This is a genomic window from Bradyrhizobium sp. SZCCHNR1051, assembly GCF_032489615.1.
In the GTDB taxonomy this organism is placed as follows: domain Bacteria; phylum Pseudomonadota; class Alphaproteobacteria; order Rhizobiales; family Xanthobacteraceae; genus Bradyrhizobium.
The window spans coordinates 201,708-218,754 of the sequence record NZ_JAUEYJ010000002.1 but is presented as its reverse complement, the minus strand read 5'-3'; the positions used below and the strand labels follow the sequence as shown (position 1 = coordinate 218,754).

Genomic DNA, 17,047 nt, shown 5'->3' with positions numbered 1-17,047 from the left:
TCGCGCCAGTGCTGCTACATCCTTGCGAATCAATATCAGTTGCAACGTACGGGGAACTACGCACGTTGCCGATTCCGGAAAAAGATCAGCAGCCTGCCGACACGGTTCGATCCTGACTGGAACGTATATGAGTTCGCATCTCAGCGACATTGCGGCCGGATGCGGATTGTTTCGAGCCGCGCATGCGTGTTCGAGGCCGTCCGCCGCGGAATGCGATGTCCAAGTTTCGTTGAAATCTCCCTCCCCTTTGTAGCCCGCGCATCGAGCGCTGTTGGCGCCGATGGCGCAGTCTTCGAGGAGGGATTTGATAATGAAGGTCATCAAGATAATGGTTGTGGCATTGGCGGCGGGTCTTGCGTCGGGCTCCGCTGCGCTCGCCGACGGCTACAAGGATTGCACCAAGCTCGACAAGGCGTCGTGGAAGACGACGGCCGAGGCCGAAGCGAAGGCGAAGGCTGCCGGCTACGAGGTCCGCCAGACCAAGATCGAGGGCACCTGCTACGAGGTCTACGGCGTCAAGGGCGGCAAGCTCTATGAGCTGTTCTACAGCCCCGAGGACCTCGCACTGAAGCATACGAAGGCGAAGTGATCTGATGGTCATGCGTGACGCAGGCCGGGCGCAGCGGAGCGTCTCCTCCGAGACGCCGGCGAACTCAAGTTCGGGGACCGTGGCGGTCTGGGATTTGCCGCTGCGCGTCTGGCACTGGTCGCTCGCGGCCTTCGTGCTCGTCGCCTGCGTCACGCCCAACGCGTTCGACCGCCTGCATCGGCTGGCGGGCTACGCCGTCATCGGTCTGCTCGCCTTCAGGCTGATCTGGGGATTGATCGGCAGCCGCCATTCGCTGTTCGCGCGGATCAGCCTCAAGCTGCGGGCGGCGCCTCAATACATCGTGGGCATGCTGCGCGGAGAGACGGGACGCTATCTCGGGCTGAACCCGGCAGGCGCCGCGATGCTGGTCGTGATGCTCGCGCTTCTGATCGTCTCGACCATCAGCGGCGTCATGCAGGTCTCGGTCCGGTTCTTCGGCGTCGGCTGGATCGAACAGGCGCATGCGCTGTCGTCCAATGCCATCATCGCCCTGATCGCCGTGCATGTGCTCGGCACGGTGTGGATGAGCGTGCTGCAGCGGGAGAACCTGATGCGCGCGATGGTCACGGGACGCAAGCGCGTGCCCGGAATCGTGCGTGCGGCGGCGGCGCGCAGCGTCGCACGGCAGAACCCGGAGCCCGAGCCGATGGCGAACGAGGAGCACGTATCCGTCGTGCCCGATCTGCCGCCCCTGCGCGTGAATCCGACGTCGGGCGCCGCGAAGCCCGCACGCATGCCGCGGTCCCTCAGCATTCACGACAAGCGGCTGGGGGTCGGCAGGTGAGGCGGCGGGCATCGGTCGTGTGCGCTCGCCGCCGATATGGGCGGGCGGGCTCGCGTCTGATTTCACTTCTGGTGCGCGCAAGGCTTGTCCGCGCACGGCTCGAGCTGGATGGAGGCACACGCACATTTCGGTCCATGCCGCGCGGGACCAGCGCGAGCGCGTTCCTATGCGTGTATCTCGCTCGCAGTCGCCTCGACGAGCCGGCGCATGAGGATCATGCATGTGCTGCGCGCAGCGCGCGCGGTCGATCGTGAGTCTCGTGTGGTTCGCGGGGTGGGCGACGACGCTGCATGACCTGTCGTGTCTCATATCAGCACAGCCGCGATGCGAACCAAGGCGATCATGCTGCTCTCGACCGCAGAAACCGCTGATTTTCGTCGCTGTCATTCGGTGCCGCGCGTCGGCGATGCTCAAGCCGATGCATCTGCGCGGCGCCGCGACGCTACGCAACTAATAAAGTCGCGCGCTTTGTCGCACACAACGATGTTGTCAAATTTGGACACGGCAAATTGCCGCATTCGGGACTTTATAGTCGTTCTATGAAGTGTCGGAGACTCGTCGAAACAGGCGAGCGTCTGGAAGCCGTCCGGCACATTCGGGTGAATTCGGGACAGGGACATACACCATGAATCTCTTTGGGAAGGTACAGGCAGCAGGAGCCGCCGCGCTGTTGATCGCGGCGCTCGCGCTTCCGGCGGGCGCGGCGGAGACCACGATCGAGATATCGGTCAAGGACAACAAGTTTCAGCCGACGGAGATGAAGGCGCCGGCCGACACGCCGATCGTGTTCAAGGTCAAGAATCTGGATGGCGCGCCGGTCGAGTTCGAGAGCGAGCCCCTGGAGTTCGAGACAGTGATCAAGCCGAACATGGAAGGCGTCGTGAAGGTCAAGGCGCAGAAGCCGGGACGCTACGAATTCTTCGACGACTTCCATCAGGGCAACAAGGGCACGCTGATCATCGAGTGATCCGGCCTTCGGCCCCCGCGGCGCCGTGATGCCGGAACGTGTCACGCCGCGGGGGGGGGGGGCCGCGCTTCGCAGGTTGCCGAACTCGACGGAGACGAGGCTTTTTGGAACGGGCAGCACGAGAGACGGTCGCTTCCAGACGTGGCATCGGTCGCGACGTCTCATGGTGCCAGGAGGAGTCGGTTGCGATCACCGTGCTGCTCGTGACGCTGTTTGGAGCCGCGCCGTCCTACGGTCAGACCGTCGTTCCGGGGAGCCAGGTCAGAGCCTATGCAGATCCCGGGGCCACCGAGGGTGGGCCGGTGGTGGTCGTGCCGAACCGCCGCCGCCAGCCGGCGCGGCCCGCGAATGGCAATGGACCGCTGGTCATTCCGCAGGTGATCGTTTCGCCTGGCGGCGTCGAGCCGGAGCCCAAGGCGGCAACGCAGGTGGATGGGGCTGCACCGCCGCGGCCGCGGTCTCCGATCGATGCTGGCGCGGGCGCGCTCCCTCAGGCCGCGCGCCGCGAACCGGCGCCGCGTCTGGCTCCGGTTCGAAACGGCTTTTTCGGTGCTCCGTCCGCCGGCCTCCTGGTTGGCGGCTGCTTGTCGACGCCCGGCCGGCTGTCGACGACGAACGTCCCCAATCGCTGTCTGGATGCGCTGGCCTTCGCCGTCAGTCCGCCGCCGGCCACCCGTGGCGTGCTGCCGCGCAACCTGCCGCCAATTCCGCGACAGGATGCGCAGCCGATTCCGCCCGTTCTGGCCGATAAGCCGAAGATGCGGCTGCCGCCGGTGAACAAGGGGCAGAAGCCGCAGGAGCCGCCGGCGCAGCCGCCGATGATGGAGGAGGACCCCTATGAGCCCAAGGGCATCACGGTGGGAAACTTCATCCTGAAGCCTGCGTTCGAAATGTCGTCAGGCTTCGACAGCAATCCCGGCCGTGTACCACAAGGCAAGGGCTCGGCGTTCGTCAGCGTTGCGCCGGTCCTGCTCGTGCGCTCTCAGTTCGAGCGGCATCTGCTCAACGCCGATGTGCGCGTCGGCTACATCGACTATGCGAAGCTCCGGCAGCTCAGCAGGCCTACCGTCGACGCCAAGGTGAATGGACGCTACGACATCACCGATACGTTTGCGCTCAACGGCGAGGGGCACGTTGCCGTCGATGCCGATGATCCCGGCACGCCGCGCTTCGCCGGTCGGTTCGCCAAGATCCCGCTGGCCTCCACCGTCGGCGGCTCGGCCGGCGTCACCAAGCGGTTCGAGGAGGTCGAAATCTCGACCAAGGCCGCCATCGACCGTGTCGCGTTCCAGAACGCGCCGCTGATGGACGGCCAGATCGTCAGCAACGCCGATCGCAACTTCGTCCAATACGGCTCGCAGAGCCGCGTGACCTACAACCTGACCCCGGAGATCCGGCCCTTCGTCGACGTCGCCGTCGACCGCCGCGTTCACGACATCGCGGTCGATGCCGAGGGCTTTCGCCGCGACTCCACCGGCACCGCGGTCGAGGCGGGCGTGACCTTCAACTATGCCGACAAGCTGACCGGCGACGTTGCGGTGGGTTATCTCACGCGCCGCTATCAGGATCCGATGTTGAAACCGGTCAACGGCTTCATCGCCGACGCCAACCTGACCTGGCAGTATGCCAAGGAGACGGCGGTGATGTTCGGCGCCAAGTCGCAGGTCGTGGAGATCACCGAGCCCGGAATCTCCGGCGTGCTCAAGCGCGACGTCACGGTCGGCGTCGAGCACCAGTTCGAGCCGTGGCTGATCGGCACCTTCCTCGCCGGCTTTGGTCAGGACGCCTTCACGGGCACGACGCGGGTCGACGACCGCTACCTGGTCGAGCTCGGCATGCTCTACAAGTTCTCACGCCTGCTGCAGCTCAGGGCCAGCGTCCGGCGCGAGGAGACGCGCTCCAACTTCCGCGAAAACAATCTGTCGGCGACCGTGGTGCAGGTCGGCGCGCGGGTACAGTACTGATCGGCTGCCCGGCAGGCGCCCGCGCGCCGCATCTGCGGTCTTCTGAGCGCGTGCCTGGAGATCACGCCTGCTGTCGTGACGCGGCCACAGTCATTCCGGGGCAGGGCCGCAAGCCTGGAAGCTGGAGTTTCGCGCCGGCTTCGCCATGTAGTATAGCCACCCAGCGACGGGTGGACGCGCGGCGGGAGTGGCTGGCTCCAGTCTCCAAAACGAAATGCAGCGCCCACGAGGTGAGCGCTGCCAACTCCGGATCTGCGTGTCAGTTCGGCCACGACTACTTCTTCTGGTTGAAGTTCACGTCGAGGCTGAAGCTGAACTGATCGTCCGTCAGTCCGGACGGCGGCGCGGGCACCGGGTCGGAGCGGCGGATCATCGCAAGCGCGGCATCGTCGAACATCGAGTCGCCGCACGACTGCATGACGGACGCAGACACCACCTTGCCGGCCCGGCTCAGCACCAGCGCGACCTTGACCGTGCCATTGTGCTTCTTGCCTTCCGGATAGCGCTTGTGCAGCTCGAAATAGGCACTGATCTTGCGACCCCAATCGTTGGTCAGCTTCTGCTTGTCCTTGCCCATTCCCGGATTGGGGGCCTTGGCCGTCTCCGCCGGCGGCGCGGCCTCGTCCAGCGCCTTGCGGGCCGATTCTTCCTGCGCGGCAGACGCGACCGACGCCTCGGCCTGCTGGGTCGCCTGCTGCTGTTCCTCCTTCTCCGGCTTCTTGGGGTCGTTCTGCGTGACGACCCGATCGGCCTCTTCCTCGGTCTCGGTCGGCTTGTCCTTGACGGCGTCGGACTCCTGGACTTCGGCGGTCTGCTGCATCTGCTCCGGCGCAGCTTCGGCCGCGTCGCTGTCGGGACCCGGCGGAAGATCGTTGTCCTCGACCTGGGGCGAGGCCATCTCGAGCGCGAACTCGGCGCCGGCGGCGCCGAGGCCACCTTCCGCATCATTGCCGCTGAGATGGACGACCGCGAGCGCGGCGCCGCCACCGTGCAACATCACGGCGCCAATCGCGGCTGAGATCCACAAGCGGCGCGACGCTCCTTGATACTTGTGTTCGACCATTCTTCACTTCCGTCGTTTCACTGGTTTCAATGTGCAGCCTGGGCGGCGGCCTGTGAGACGCCTTCGACAGTCACGAGCTTGATCTTCGGATAGCCGCCGGTCCGCAGCAGCTCCATCACGTCCATCAGCTCGCCATAGGCCACGCCCCGGTCGGCGCGCAGGAAGATGAACTTGTCCTTAGCGGCCTCGGGGATGTGCTCGAGCGTGCTGACCAGGCTCGCGCGCCTCACCTGCTCCTCGCCGACAAACAGCGTCAGATCCGGCTTGATGCTGACATAGATCGGCTTGTCCGGCTTTTTCTGCGGCGTGGCGGTCGAGGTCGGAAGATCGACCGGCACGTCGACCGTGGAGAGCGGTGCCGCGACCATGAAGATGATCAGCAGCACCAGGATCACGTCGATGAACGGGGTGACGTTGATGTCGCTGGTCTCGCCGAGATCGTCGTCACCATCACCTTCAGACAGAGAAACGGCCATGACCTACTCCGCTGCGAGCGCCATCGGAGGCGCGGAGTGGACGTGGATCGGCTCGAAGCGCTCGCCGTGATGGCTCTGGCCGCGGTCGAGATCGCGCGACAGCATGCGGGCGGTGGCGCCGGAGGACCGGTTGACGAGCTCCATGTAGCCCTTCGTCACCCGCGTGAAGTGATTGTAGATGATTACTGCCGGGATCGCGGCGACGAGGCCGATGGCGGTCGCGAGCAGCGCCTCGGCGATGCCGGGCGCGACCACGGCGAGGTTCGTGGTCTGCGACTTCGAGATGCCGATGAAGCTGTTCATGATGCCCCAGACCGTGCCGAACAGGCCGACGAAGGGCGAGATCGAGCCGATCGTGGCGAGCAGGCCCATGCCGGTCCGGCAACGCCGGCCTTCGGCACGCACGATCTCGGAGAAACTCGACGCCGCGCGCTCGTTGACGCCGTGAGACGGCAGTTCGGACGACATCCTGATCTCGTGCATGGCGGCATCGATCAGTGCTGTCAGCACGTTCTGGCGTGATCCCAGCGCGAGCTTGGCTTCCGACAGCCAGCGTACGTCGTCGACCTTGCGCAGCGCGCTGCTCAGCTTCCGGCGCAGGATGGAGAACTCGATGGTCTTGGCGATGAAGACGGTCCAGGTCGCAAGCGAGGCGAGCGCCAGCCCCATCATCACCGACTTCACGAGAATGTCGGCGGCCAGGAACATCGACCATGGCGACAGATCGTGCGGCACGTGTGATGCCGCCTGCGCACCGCCTTGCGTCGGCTTCTCTGCCTGATCCTTCGCCTTGTCGCCCACCGACGCGTCAGTAACGGTTTCGGCAGCGGTCGACGGCTGGGCGTCGTTCGTTGCGGCTGCCGGCGCCTGGCTCGTTGCGGCAGCCTGCGGCGTGGTGACAGCCGGTGCCGGTGCGGCCGCCGTGGCGGCGCCGCCGGTGGCCGGAGCCGTTGCCGTGGGAGCAGGCGCGGCCGTCTGCGGCGCGGGCTGGGCAACAGCGGGGGCCGTCTGCGCCTGTCCGATGGTCACTGGCTTCGGCGCCGCGCTCTGAGTTTGAGCTGCGTGCGCAACGGGAGCCGGCGCGCTGGCCGCGGCGGCGTTGACGGGCGCAACGGCAGGCGCCTGCGTGGCGGCCGCTGTAGCCGGAGGCTGAACGGATTTCGCTCCGGTCGCATTCGCCGGATTTGGTGCTGTGGTCTGCGGGGCGGTTGCAGCCTGGCCAGGTCTCGGCGATGTGGCCGGCTGCTCGGCATGCGCCATGGCGCCGGCCGAAACGGCTGCGATCACCGCTCCTACATGAAGAACGATCCTGAACATGTTGCTGCATACCCCTTGGTAGTTATCTTCTCTGTAATGTTTCTAGTCGTAACCCGGCTGTTTTGAGACGGCCCGTTGACTCAAAGCGGGAACATCAAGGTCGGCAGTCACTCCGGTGAGTGCGATGCCAAATGAAAAATCGAATCGTGCGGCCTGTTCATCGGCCGTCGATGCCGCACGTGACGTCCTAACTCCCTGAAAGTCCTGATGCGAGACGGAGCTAGCCGTGCATGACGCCGCCGATGCGGCCGCGCGTCACGCAATTGCCTCCGTTCGGTCTTCCATCGATTCTAATTAGTCGGAACCGCCGTGATGATCCTGTTCGGCTGGTACGAGGGCATGCCGCGCGGCTTTCGGGACGGGATGCCGTCCGAAAGGAGCTTGAGGGCGTCGATGTCCGAATCAGAATGCCGATGAGATCGGCGTCGTTCAAGAAGCACGCGCCGCACGCCCCTGATCACGTCGTGATCAACGGCCATCGCGGTCGCGATGGGGGCTCGCGAAGCGCACGCGCTCACCGCCACGGAAAATCGCAGAGCTCGCCAACGACGATCCGCCAGCGGTCAAAGACATGGATCGACAGCTCCGAGAAACGGACCAGCCGACTGCATGTGAGCACGGATGGCGGTCTGTCGCGAGCGCTGGGGAAAGCGCCTGAACGATGGGATCATCACCAAAACGAATGAGCCGGGCTGCATCGCGTGCAACCCGGCTCGTAAACGATCGAACTCAACCAGATCGTTGCGATCGAAGGAGAACCTCTAGTTCTCGGCCCAGTAGCGGATCAGGTTGTGATAGAGGCCGGTCAGCCGCACCATTTCCGGATCGTCGCGCCCCATCCGCTGCGACAATCCCTGGATCGTCGTATCGAGATCGAAGATCATGCTGCGCGCGAGGGGATCGCGGATCATGCTCTGCAGCCAGAAGAACGAGGCGACGCGGACGCCGCGCGTCACCGGGGTGACCATGTGCAGGCTCGAGGAGGGATACAGCACGAGGTCGCCGGCCGGCAGCTTCACCTCGTGCGAGCCGTAGAGATCCTCAATCACCAGCTCGCCGCCGTCGTAATCCTCCGGCTCGGAGAGATACAGCGTGACCGAGAGGTCGGTGCGGACGCGCAGGCCCGTGAGCTTGTCGCCGCGCACGGCGTTGTCGACGTGGATGCCGAAATGATGACCCGACTCCGCGCTGTAGCGGTTGAACAGCGGCGGGAAGATCTGCTGCGGGATGGCGGCGGCGAGAAAGCGCGGATTGGCGGTCATCGCCGAAATGATGCGGTGGCCGAGCTTGCGCGCCACCTCGCTGTCGGGCGGCAGCTGCTCGTTGCGCTTGACCATGGCCGACTGGGCGCCGGCCGTCGAGCGGCCGTCCTCCCAGTCGCTGGAGTCCATGATGCGGCGAAACTCCGCCACATCGTCTTTGCTCAGAATTCCGGGGACACAGATCAGCATGAACTCATCAATTGATGTGTGCCCCCGGCTGGGTGGTCTGCGATCAGAACCGTCCGGACAGGACGATCGATGCGCTTCGTCCCGGACCGACGAGCACGAACGGCGTGGCACTCTGATAGAGAGCGTCGTAGTAGAGCTTGTCGAAGATGTTGGCAACAAACACCTTCGCCGTCCAGTTCTTGTCGAGCTTGGCTTCCGCGAACGCATCGAAACGCCAGTAGCTCGGCAACTCCGTGCCCTGGTTCGCCGCCAGCCAGGTGCCGCCGAAGATCTTCGAGCGGTACACCGCCTGGCCGCCGATCTCCCAGGTGTCGTTGATCTGGTACTTCGTCAGCAGGCTGAACGACTGGTGCGCAGTGTTGGCGAGCTGCAGGCCGACATTGCTGGTGAACAGCGCGGTATTGGCCGGCGGGATGTTCGACTTGGTCACCTCGGACTGCATCAGCACGATGCCGCCGAAGATGCTCCATTTGTCGGTCAGCTTGCCGCCCGCCTGCAGGTCGATGCCGCGGATGCGGTAGGCGGCACCGGCCGAGAGACACGGCACAGAGCCGATGGTGCCTGCCGGATACGGGCAGTCCGCGGTGGCCTGCGCGGCGCTGGTGATGTTGCGCGACTCGCGGGCGTTCTCCTTCTCGGTCTGGAACAGCGCTCCCGTGACCAGCAGGCGACCGTCGAGCAGCTCCCATTTGGTGCCGATCTCGATCGAGGTGTTCTTCTCGGGCCCGAAGATCTGGTTTGCGCCGCCATTGGTGACCGCCGACAGGCCGCCATATTGCGGGCTGAGGCCGTCGAACTCCGCGCCGACCGGATTCGACGAGGTGGCGTAGGCCGCATAGAAGCTGGCGTAGGGCACCGGCTTCAATGTCATGCCGACGTTGAAGTTCGGCATGCCGCTGGAGGCCGCCGTCGAGCCCGGCGTGTTGGCGACGCCGTTGACGGTGCCGAAGCCGTCGACCCGGACGTCGTATTTGTCGTAGCGCACGCCGCCGTTGAGGATGACGAGATCGCGGTAGTTGACGCTGTCGAGGGCGTAGACGCTCGCCGAGTCGATCTTCACGTTGGTCGGGAATTGCCCCAACGACGGAATGCCGAACGGCAGGTTGGTGAACTGCGGGTTGAACACGCTCACGCCCGAGAGCGAACCGCTGCCCGCGAACGCCAAGCCCTGCTGCTCGGAGGTCAGGCCGGTGTAGCTGTTGATGCGCGCCTTTTCCTGCGAGACCTCAAGGCCGGCGAGCACGGTGTGCCTGAAGTTGCCGGTGTCGAACTTGTAGGTCGCCTCGAGCTGGTTGGCGAGCACGTCCGTCTGCTGGAAGCGGCTCTGCGGGTTGGCCCTGATGAGCGCGCCGGACGGCGGATTGATGTTGGTCGGGCCTTCCGGCAGCGTGCCAATGTAGTTCAAGGTCGAGCGCGACACCCGGACCTTGTCGGAGATCGTCAGGTCGGGAGTGACCTTCACCTCGGCATTGAACGAGCCGATGTCCTGTCCGACACGCGAGAAGTCGCGGTTGACGAAGCCGTACCAGGCGTTGCGCGGCGAGCCGACCTCGGGGAACGGCGCGCCGGCGGTGAGCGTGCTCGGCCGATAATACGGCACGCCGAAGTCCGGACGGCCGGTCACCTCGTTGTGGATGTAGTTGGCAGATAGGGTCACGGTGTCCAGCGGCGTCCACTTGGTGGCGATGAAACCGCCGTTGCGGTTGTCGGTCACGTAGTCGCGGCCGGCAACGCCGGCATCCTGGAACAGGCCGCCGACGCGCGCGGCGAAGGTCGGCGTGATCTTCTGATTGACGTCGATGACCACGCGCTTGGTCCTGTCGGTTCCGAGCGTGGTGTCCATGTTGTAGAAGCTGTTCTCGGTCGTGGCCTGCTTGGTCACGATGTTGATCGCGCCGCCGGTGGTGCCGCGGCCGGCGAACGACGACGCCGGGCCGCGCAGGATCTCGACCTGCTCGGTGAAGAAGTTCTCGCGCACGGAGACGCCGGCGTCACGCACGCCGTCGATGAAGACGTCGTTGCGGGCGTCGAAGCCGCGGATGAAGAAGCGGTCGCCGAACGCGTTGCCGCCTTCGCCGGTGCCGAGCGTCACGCCGGCGGTGGAGAGCACGGCGGATTTGAGGCTGGTGGAGTTCTTGTCCGCCAGGATCTCCTTGCTCAGGACGGTGACGGTCTTTGGCGTGTTGAGCAGCTTCTCCGGAAACTTGCCGGAGGCCTGCAGCCGCTCGCCCTTGTAGTCGGAAGCGGGGCTGGAATAGGGGTTGCGGTCGGGCGGCAGATTGCTCTTCGGCGCCGCGGCCTGCTGCTGCTGTTGCTGGCGGGCGGCGCGGCGCATTGCGTCGCGGGCGCGGACCTGGTCCGCGGTCGGGCGCGAGGCGGCCGCCTTGGGGCGCGCCACCGGGGCTTCGACGTTGACGGACGGCAGCGGCGCCTGCTGGGCTTCGGCACTGGAGAACGAGGCAACCGCGATCAGGCTCGCGACCGCCGAGACTTTCACACCGGAAATCTCGGGAGATGGCTCCCACTCGTGTCCGCTTGCCCCTCGCAGGCTCGTTGGAAAGATTGCCTTACCCATACTCGACCACCCCATTCGCTACGCAAAACTTCAGACTTGGGTTCGTTGAACGCCCGCAACCGGCGCATACCAGTTGCGAATGCAAGTCAAGAAGCGGGGGAAAGCGGCCCAAAGCTGGTTCCGTCGGTGGCCGGAATGCGAAAAGTTTCCATCCATTTCTGAGAATGAGAGTTGTTCGCAGACTGTCGCTCCGTGGCAACAGTTGAAACCTCCTGGTTGAACCGATCTCCATCATTCAATTGCTGACGAGAGAATTGGTGGTCTTTCACGTCGTCTCGCGAGGTGGATCGTGCGCTTGACGATCACTTCGGTCGATTTTCGGTTTGAGCTGCTCCCCGCCGCGTCGCGAGATGCGGCGGGAATCTGGCGAATCTGGTTCCTGATCGGGACGCGTCTGCGGCTCGGAACTTCGCCGTGGTGATCAGGTCGAATGCGTGGCCCGGAGCGACCTGGGTGAACGGCACGTTACCGCGGTAGCAAGGTGTCGCGATGGAGCGGTGAGGTTCCGAGCGTAGACCTTCAGGCCGGGGGCCGGCGTCTGCAGCGGTCTCGACCGTGAGATCAGCGGCGCTCGGCGATGATCGCGACCGGTCCGCCGCCGTCGGGGCCCTGATGCTCGGCGCCGCCCGAGACGAACAGGTCGGTGAAGCCGAACAGCCCGGCCAGCGCGCCGCCGACGAAGGCGCGGGCGTGGCGGGTCGAAGAGACGTCGCTGTCATCCAGCATGGTATGCCGCTGGCCGCGCAGCCGGCCGCTCTGCGCTGCCTCCGCCTTGGCGAGCACCGCGGCGATGCGGCTGCGATCGGCGGCCGGCACCTGGCCCGGCACGTTCAGGCCGAGTCGGGCGAGCGCCTGCCGCGCCGGCTCGATGTCGATGGCATCGCCCATGACCGCATGATCGATCGCCAGCGGCCCGCTCCACTTGGCCGACATGCCGGCGACCATGATCTCGTGGTCGAGCAGCTCGACGCCGCCCGATGTCGCAGCGCGCCCGCTGTAGCGCGAGACATCGGCACAGATCGTCGCATCGGAAAGATCGGCAGCGGCGACCTCGCCGAGCGCGACGGCGACACCGAGCGCCGAGGCGCCGCGCGAAAAGCCCATCGACTTCAGCGTATCGCGCACGGCGGTGCGCTCTCCCCGCGCCTCCACCGCCTCGATCCGCTCCATCGTCAGCAGCGGGCATTTCACCTGCACGTAATGGACTTCGGCGGGATCGCTGATGCCGGCGTCAGCCATCGCCGCGCGCACGCCGGCCGCGACCTGCTCGACCTGCTGCATCCGGCCGAGATGCTCGCCCGCCAGCACCGGCGTTCGCGCGCGCCCGAGCGCCAGCGATGTCGGGACATCGCGCGGCGCCACGGCGTCGCCGCCGTCGCGTGCCTCGAACACGATCATGTGCGGCGACAGCGCGCCCTCGGTGCCGCCGGACATCACCATCGCGATCTGCCGCACGGCGTCGGCCGCGAGATATCGGCCGAGCAGCGCCTCCAGCGAGCGCACGGCGAAGGCGCGGGTGAAATCGTTGACGCAGCCATTGCCTTCGGTCTTGCCGAGAATGGCGACGATGCCGGCGGGATCGATGGCGCCTTGCGCGATTCCGGCCTCGAGCGCGCCGACATCGTCCGGGCTGCGCATCGGCAGGCGGTGAACGTAGGCGCGGCGCAGCGTGGTCGGCATGTCGAGAACTCCTGTCGGCGTCCGGCGACACTAGGCAATCACGAAGCCGCGCGCGACGGTGTTCCGGGATGGTCCGCGTGCTATCCTCCGCAATCCCATCTCGACGACCGGTGATCCATGCCTCTCTGGACCTGTTTTCAATGCGGCGCGCAGTTTCCCGATACGAAGGCGCCGCCCGGCCATTGCGTCGTCTGCGAGGACGAGCGGCAATATGTGAACTGGAAGGGACAGAGCTTCCTCAGCCGCGACGACCTTGCTGGCCGGCATCAGGTCATCTGGCGCGAGGATGACGGCCTGACCGGCCTCGCTTTGGATCCCAGCTTTGCGATCGGCCAGCGCGCGCTGCTTGTTCCCGAGCCGGACGGCTGCGTGATGTGGGACTGCATTCCCTTGGCGACAGACGCAGCCATTGCCCGCGTCCGCTCATTGGGCGGCCTGAAGGCCATCGCGGTGTCGCATCCGCACTACTATGGCGCGGTCGCCGATTGGAGCGAGGCATTCGGCAACGCGCCGGTCTATCTCCATGGCGACGACCGCGCCTTCGTCACCCGGCCGCATCCGGCCATCGTGCCATGGACGGGCGATCGCCTCGCCATCTCGGATGACGTCGTGCTGCTGCGGACCGGCGGGCATTTCGCCGGCGCCACCATCCTGCATTGGCGCAAAGGTGCCGGTGGCAAGGGCGCGCTGTTGACCGGTGACATCGCGATGGTGGCGATGGATCGCCGCCACGTCAGCTTCATGTACTCCTATCCGAACTACATCCCGCTCGGCGCCGCCGCCGTGCGCCGCATCGCCGATGCGGTCGCGCCGCTCGCCTTCGACCGCGTCTACGGCGCGTGGTGGCAGAAGAACATCGGCGACGATGCGAAGGCGGCGTTCGATCGCTCGGTGCGGCGTTATCTCCAGGCGATCGCCTGAGCCGCTGGTTCCACGAACCCCCGTAAAGTAACGGGGCATTAGGCACAACCATAAGGTTGTATTTGAGCGTCTTGCAGTCTTTGGTCGGATGGTATCGAAGTATCCCGGGTGGAGTGGGGTACCTCAATGCGTTCGCAATCGTGCTCGTCGGTGACCGGCGCCATCGCGCCGGCCGGCCTCATCCTGCATTCAGATACTCTCCCGGGTCTGCACGATCCGGCGTTCGCGTCCACCGCCAGCCACATGCAGCGGCTCTGGGCCGTGCTGGCGCTCGTGCTCGCCATCGTGCTCGCGCTGCCGTTCCTGCTGGTCGATGTGCCGCCGGTGCTCGACTATCCGAACCACCTCGCGCGCCTGTTCGTGCTGGCGCATCCCGACGATCCCGTGCTGTCGCAGATGTACGCGCCGAACTGGCGCGTCCTGCCCAATCTCGGCATGGATGTGATCGGCGTGGCGCTGCTGCGCTTCACCGACGTTCATGTCGGCGGCCGCATCCTGCTCGCGCTCAGCCTGTTCGCGCCGCTCTTTGGCGTGATCGCCTATCACCGCGCGGTGTTCGGCCGCTTGTCGTTGTGGCCGCTGGCGGCCGGCATCATCGCCTATGACGGCGTCTTCCTGCTCGGCTTCATGAATTTCCAGCTCTCGCTTGGTCTCGCGCTCGGCGGCGCCGCCGGCTGGGTGGCGCTGCGCCGTCGCGGCTGGCTGCCCGCGATCGCGTGGGGAGCCATCGCCGCGGCGGCCGCCTTCCTCTGCCACATCTTCGGCCTGCTGTTCTTCGCGGTCCTGATCGGCGCTGGAGAGGCCGATCGGCTGTGGCGGCTGCGCCGGTCGCCCGGCCTTGCACGGGAGCTGGTGGTCGTCGCCTGCGCGCTCGGCATCACGCTCAGCCCGGCCGTGCTGCTCTACGGGCTCTGTCCGCTGGGTGAGGGCGGGCTGCAACTCGGCGCCTGGATCGGACCGCCGAAGCTGTGGCGCATCATGACGCCGTTCCTGACCACCAGCGCCGAGCTGACGGTCATCACGACCGTCGCGGTGCTGTCGGTGTTGATCCTCGTCCGGCGCCAGATCGTCGTCGCGCCGGGCATTCCGCTGGCGCTGGCGGCGCTGTTCGTCGCCTTCGTCGCGGCGCCATGGAGCGCGCTGGGCGGAACGTTCATCGATATGCGCTTTGCCGCGATGTGCGGCCTGCTGCTGTTCGCCGGCCTGCAGCCGGTCGTGTCCGGCAGGAAGGCGGCGCTCGTCGGCATCGTCCTCGCGGGCCTGACGCTGATTCGGACCGCGGACATCGCATCGGCATGGATCGATCACAGGGTCGACCTCGCCGAACTGCGCGCGGCGATCGCGCATGTGCAGCCCGGCGCGCGCGTCATCGCCGCGCATGGCCATGAGCAGCCCGTCTCCAGCCGGCGCGAGCGGATCCTGCCCGGATTCCGCTATGTCGATTCCCATATGGCGGCGCTGCTCGTGATCGAGCGACGGGCGTTCTGGCCGCTGATGTTCGCCCATCCGAGCCAGCAGCCCGTGGCAGTCCGTCCCTCCTTCGCTCGCCTTGCGCAGCCGCTGGCCGAGCCCGCCGCGTGGCGCTGGCTGCAGCCGGACACGCCGTCCGCCGATGTGCTGCCGCTCGCGCGCTATCTGGCCGGCTGGCGGTCGCACTTCGATGCCGTTCTGCTGCTCGACCCGCCGCTCCCTGAGCAGCCGGTCGCCGGCCTCACGCCGCTCTATCTCGGCAGCTACATCCAACTGTTCCGCGTCGGACAGGGCGGCACCGGCACCACGGCGGTGCAGAAGCCTGAGCCTGCTCCGCGGACGGCCTCACCGTCCTGAGGCCGGAGAGCGCCGGCTGGGCGCTGACCAAGCTGGCCTCCGGCATCCTCGTCTTCAAATGGGGCTTTGCCGCCGTGCAGGGGCCGATGCAGGAAGCGGCCGGCGAGGCCGCGCGCGCCGTCGCCGGCCAGCTCGATCCGGCGAGGCTGCAGCCCAACTTCGGCACCGGGTAGGGCGCGATCCGGGTCATGCTGGGAGTTGCCACCGTAACGTCATCCTCGGCGTCTGGCGGCCGCGGTTCACGAACCTGCCGGATTGAACCAGGCATTCGTCGGACTGCGCTTCCCGAGCCTCCGCCTACTGCGCCGGCCCCGCCGTGCGCTCCTCTCCCCTCTCCGCAAGGGGGAGGGGAGCGCACCCACCCCTGCTCGAGGGGCGCTTGCGGATTTCACGAAATTTCTCTTGCTATTTTTCCGAAACAATGCTTATCTCCTCCCATCCCACCTTGTGCAGAGGGACGTACGCGTCGTCACGAACGTGGAGGTGGGGTGCGATGGACGTGACGGCTGTGCCAGACGAGCGCAGTCCGGCGCGGACGGCGAAGTCGTGTGGTCCTGGCCTCTCGACGCTGAGGTCAAGTCCGCAAGCGTTGCTTGACGGCACGCGCGGGCGATGGGGGCAAGAACGCCGATCCCCAGGGAGAGCACGAAGGACACCGTTAAAACCGATCGCGCGGGGGAGGCCGGTTGTCAGGCCCGACCTGTGGTGACTGCCGCCTGCTTTTCTTGTTGCAGGCGGGCCATGGGCCGCGGTCAGCACCCGGCCTTCCCCGCGCCCTCTCATTTTCAGAGGGACGACTGCCGCATCACTCGGGTCCGACGGGCCGCGGGAACGCGACGACGCATGTCGATGATATCCGCAGCAAGACCTCACTCCCGCAACGCATCGCGTTCGATGAGCCGAGCATTTCGATTGGCCATGAGCGACGCCAGCGCCGCGGCGCCGACATCGTCCATGTCGAAGTCAATGTCGAAGCCTTCAGAGCTGCGTCGCCCGCAGCTCGATCGTGAGCGGCACGGTCGTGCGCCTGGCAGCCGGATCGGCCGGCATCTGCAGCACGCGGGCGCGCTGGCCGGTGGCGAGGTCGGTGACCTTGACGATTCGGCCATTGGAGAATTCGAGCGCATCGTGATGTTCGGTCGGCTTGTTGGTGTCGACCTGGCGGAAGCGGGCGAGATGGGCGCCGACCTTGCGGCGGAAGAAGAAGCCCTTGATGCGGACATCGTCTTCGAAGGCGAGCTCCGTGCCCGGCCGCAGGCAGACGGCGGTCAGCGGGTCGTCCTTGGTGCAGAAGCCGCGGGTCTCCGTGCCGGGAAATCGACAGGAGACCAGCACGTCGGCAGTTTTGGCATCGCGGGAAGCAACAGTATGGAGGCTGTAGTCACACATGGGGAGCTCCTGAAGGCCGCCAGCACTGAGGCCGCAACGGCGTA

Annotated in this window: 13 protein-coding genes; 6 read left to right on the top strand and 7 right to left on the bottom strand. The window is 66.2% G+C overall.

The window, feature by feature from the left end:
- The first annotated feature begins 310 nt into the window (after positions 1-310).
- The 4 genes from QW868_RS02975 to QW868_RS02960 all read left to right on the top strand — a co-directional run bounded on the left by QW868_RS02975 (position 311) and on the right by QW868_RS02960 (position 4,304).
- Positions 311-589 carry a PepSY domain-containing protein gene (locus QW868_RS02975; RefSeq protein WP_315736410.1) on the top strand — a complete coding sequence of 93 codons (279 nt, stop codon included), beginning with the start codon at positions 311-313 and terminating at the stop codon, positions 587-589.
- Positions 590-599: 10 nt separating this feature from the next.
- Positions 600-1,373, top strand: coding sequence for a cytochrome b/b6 domain-containing protein (locus QW868_RS02970; RefSeq protein ID WP_316160786.1), 774 nt, complete (start codon positions 600-602; stop codon positions 1,371-1,373).
- A gap of 625 nt (positions 1,374-1,998) precedes the next feature.
- On the top strand, positions 1,999-2,340 hold the full coding sequence (locus QW868_RS02965) for a cupredoxin domain-containing protein (RefSeq protein ID WP_315736411.1): 342 nt from the start codon (positions 1,999-2,001) through the stop codon (positions 2,338-2,340).
- Between the two features lie 104 nt (positions 2,341-2,444).
- Positions 2,445-4,304 carry an outer membrane beta-barrel protein gene (locus QW868_RS02960; RefSeq protein WP_315795866.1) on the top strand — a complete coding sequence of 620 codons (1,860 nt, stop codon included), beginning with the start codon at positions 2,445-2,447 and terminating at the stop codon, positions 4,302-4,304.
- 274 nt (positions 4,305-4,578) lie between these two features.
- On the opposite strand, the gene QW868_RS02955 is transcribed toward QW868_RS02960, so the two are convergent.
- From QW868_RS02955 to QW868_RS02930, 6 genes are all read right to left on the bottom strand, one after another.
- The gene (locus tag QW868_RS02955) at positions 4,579-5,367 is read right to left on the bottom strand and encodes a TonB family protein (RefSeq protein WP_315736413.1); all 789 of its coding nucleotides are present in this window, start codon (positions 5,365-5,367) and stop codon (positions 4,579-4,581) included.
- 26 nt (positions 5,368-5,393) lie between these two features.
- Positions 5,394-5,843, bottom strand: coding sequence for a TonB system transport protein ExbD (gene exbD / locus QW868_RS02950; RefSeq protein ID WP_315779223.1), 450 nt, complete (start codon positions 5,841-5,843; stop codon positions 5,394-5,396).
- Between the two features lie 3 nt (positions 5,844-5,846).
- Complete coding sequence (exbB, locus tag QW868_RS02945; protein WP_316229885.1) at positions 5,847-6,872, bottom strand: tonB-system energizer ExbB; 1,026 nt, start codon at positions 6,870-6,872, stop codon at positions 5,847-5,849.
- Positions 6,873-7,921: 1,049 nt separating this feature from the next.
- Positions 7,922-8,611 (bottom strand): Fe2+-dependent dioxygenase, encoded by a 690-nt coding sequence (locus tag QW868_RS02940; RefSeq protein ID WP_315736416.1) that lies wholly within the window; start codon positions 8,609-8,611, stop codon positions 7,922-7,924.
- A 43-nt stretch (positions 8,612-8,654) separates the two neighbouring features.
- Entirely contained in the window at positions 8,655-11,186 is a 2,532-nt protein-coding gene (locus QW868_RS02935) for a TonB-dependent receptor (RefSeq protein WP_316229884.1), read from the bottom strand.
- A 561-nt stretch (positions 11,187-11,747) separates the two neighbouring features.
- Positions 11,748-12,866 carry a ring-opening amidohydrolase gene (locus tag QW868_RS02930; protein ID WP_316229883.1) on the bottom strand — a complete coding sequence of 373 codons (1,119 nt, stop codon included), beginning with the start codon at positions 12,864-12,866 and terminating at the stop codon, positions 11,748-11,750.
- A 117-nt stretch (positions 12,867-12,983) separates the two neighbouring features.
- On the opposite strand from QW868_RS02930, the gene QW868_RS02925 reads away from it, so the two are divergent.
- Together QW868_RS02925 and QW868_RS02920 are read left to right on the top strand one after the other, a co-directional pair.
- A complete protein-coding gene (locus tag QW868_RS02925) occupies positions 12,984-13,787 on the top strand; it encodes an MBL fold metallo-hydrolase (RefSeq protein ID WP_316229882.1) in 804 nt (267 codons plus the stop codon).
- 126 nt (positions 13,788-13,913) lie between these two features.
- Entirely contained in the window at positions 13,914-15,614 is a 1,701-nt protein-coding gene (locus QW868_RS02920; protein ID WP_315777684.1) for a hypothetical protein, read from the top strand.
- 978 nt (positions 15,615-16,592) lie between these two features.
- On the opposite strand, the gene QW868_RS02915 is transcribed toward QW868_RS02920, so the two are convergent.
- Complete coding sequence (locus tag QW868_RS02915) at positions 16,593-17,003, bottom strand: hypothetical protein (protein ID WP_315716509.1); 411 nt, start codon at positions 17,001-17,003, stop codon at positions 16,593-16,595.
- Positions 17,004-17,047 lie beyond the last annotated feature (44 nt).

Coding starts and splice junctions, on each gene's coding strand:
- QW868_RS02975 (WP_315736410.1), top strand. CDS start 311: ATGAAGGTCATCAAGATAATGGTTGTGGCATTGGCGGCGGGTCTTGCG.
- QW868_RS02970 (WP_316160786.1), top strand. CDS start 600: ATGCGTGACGCAGGCCGGGCGCAGCGGAGCGTCTCCTCCGAGACGCCG.
- QW868_RS02965 (WP_315736411.1), top strand. CDS start 1,999: ATGAATCTCTTTGGGAAGGTACAGGCAGCAGGAGCCGCCGCGCTGTTG.
- QW868_RS02955 (WP_315736413.1), bottom strand. CDS start 5,367: ATGGTCGAACACAAGTATCAAGGAGCGTCGCGCCGCTTGTGGATCTCA.
- exbD (WP_315779223.1), bottom strand. CDS start 5,843: ATGGCCGTTTCTCTGTCTGAAGGTGATGGTGACGACGATCTCGGCGAG.
- QW868_RS02940 (WP_315736416.1), bottom strand. CDS start 8,611: ATGCTGATCTGTGTCCCCGGAATTCTGAGCAAAGACGATGTGGCGGAG.
- QW868_RS02935 (WP_316229884.1), bottom strand. CDS start 11,186: ATGGGTAAGGCAATCTTTCCAACGAGCCTGCGAGGGGCAAGCGGACAC.
- QW868_RS02930 (WP_316229883.1), bottom strand. CDS start 12,866: ATGCCGACCACGCTGCGCCGCGCCTACGTTCACCGCCTGCCGATGCGC.
- QW868_RS02925 (WP_316229882.1), top strand. CDS start 12,984: ATGCCTCTCTGGACCTGTTTTCAATGCGGCGCGCAGTTTCCCGATACG.
- QW868_RS02920 (WP_315777684.1), top strand. CDS start 13,914: ATGCGTTCGCAATCGTGCTCGTCGGTGACCGGCGCCATCGCGCCGGCC.
- QW868_RS02915 (WP_315716509.1), bottom strand. CDS start 17,003: ATGTGTGACTACAGCCTCCATACTGTTGCTTCCCGCGATGCCAAAACT.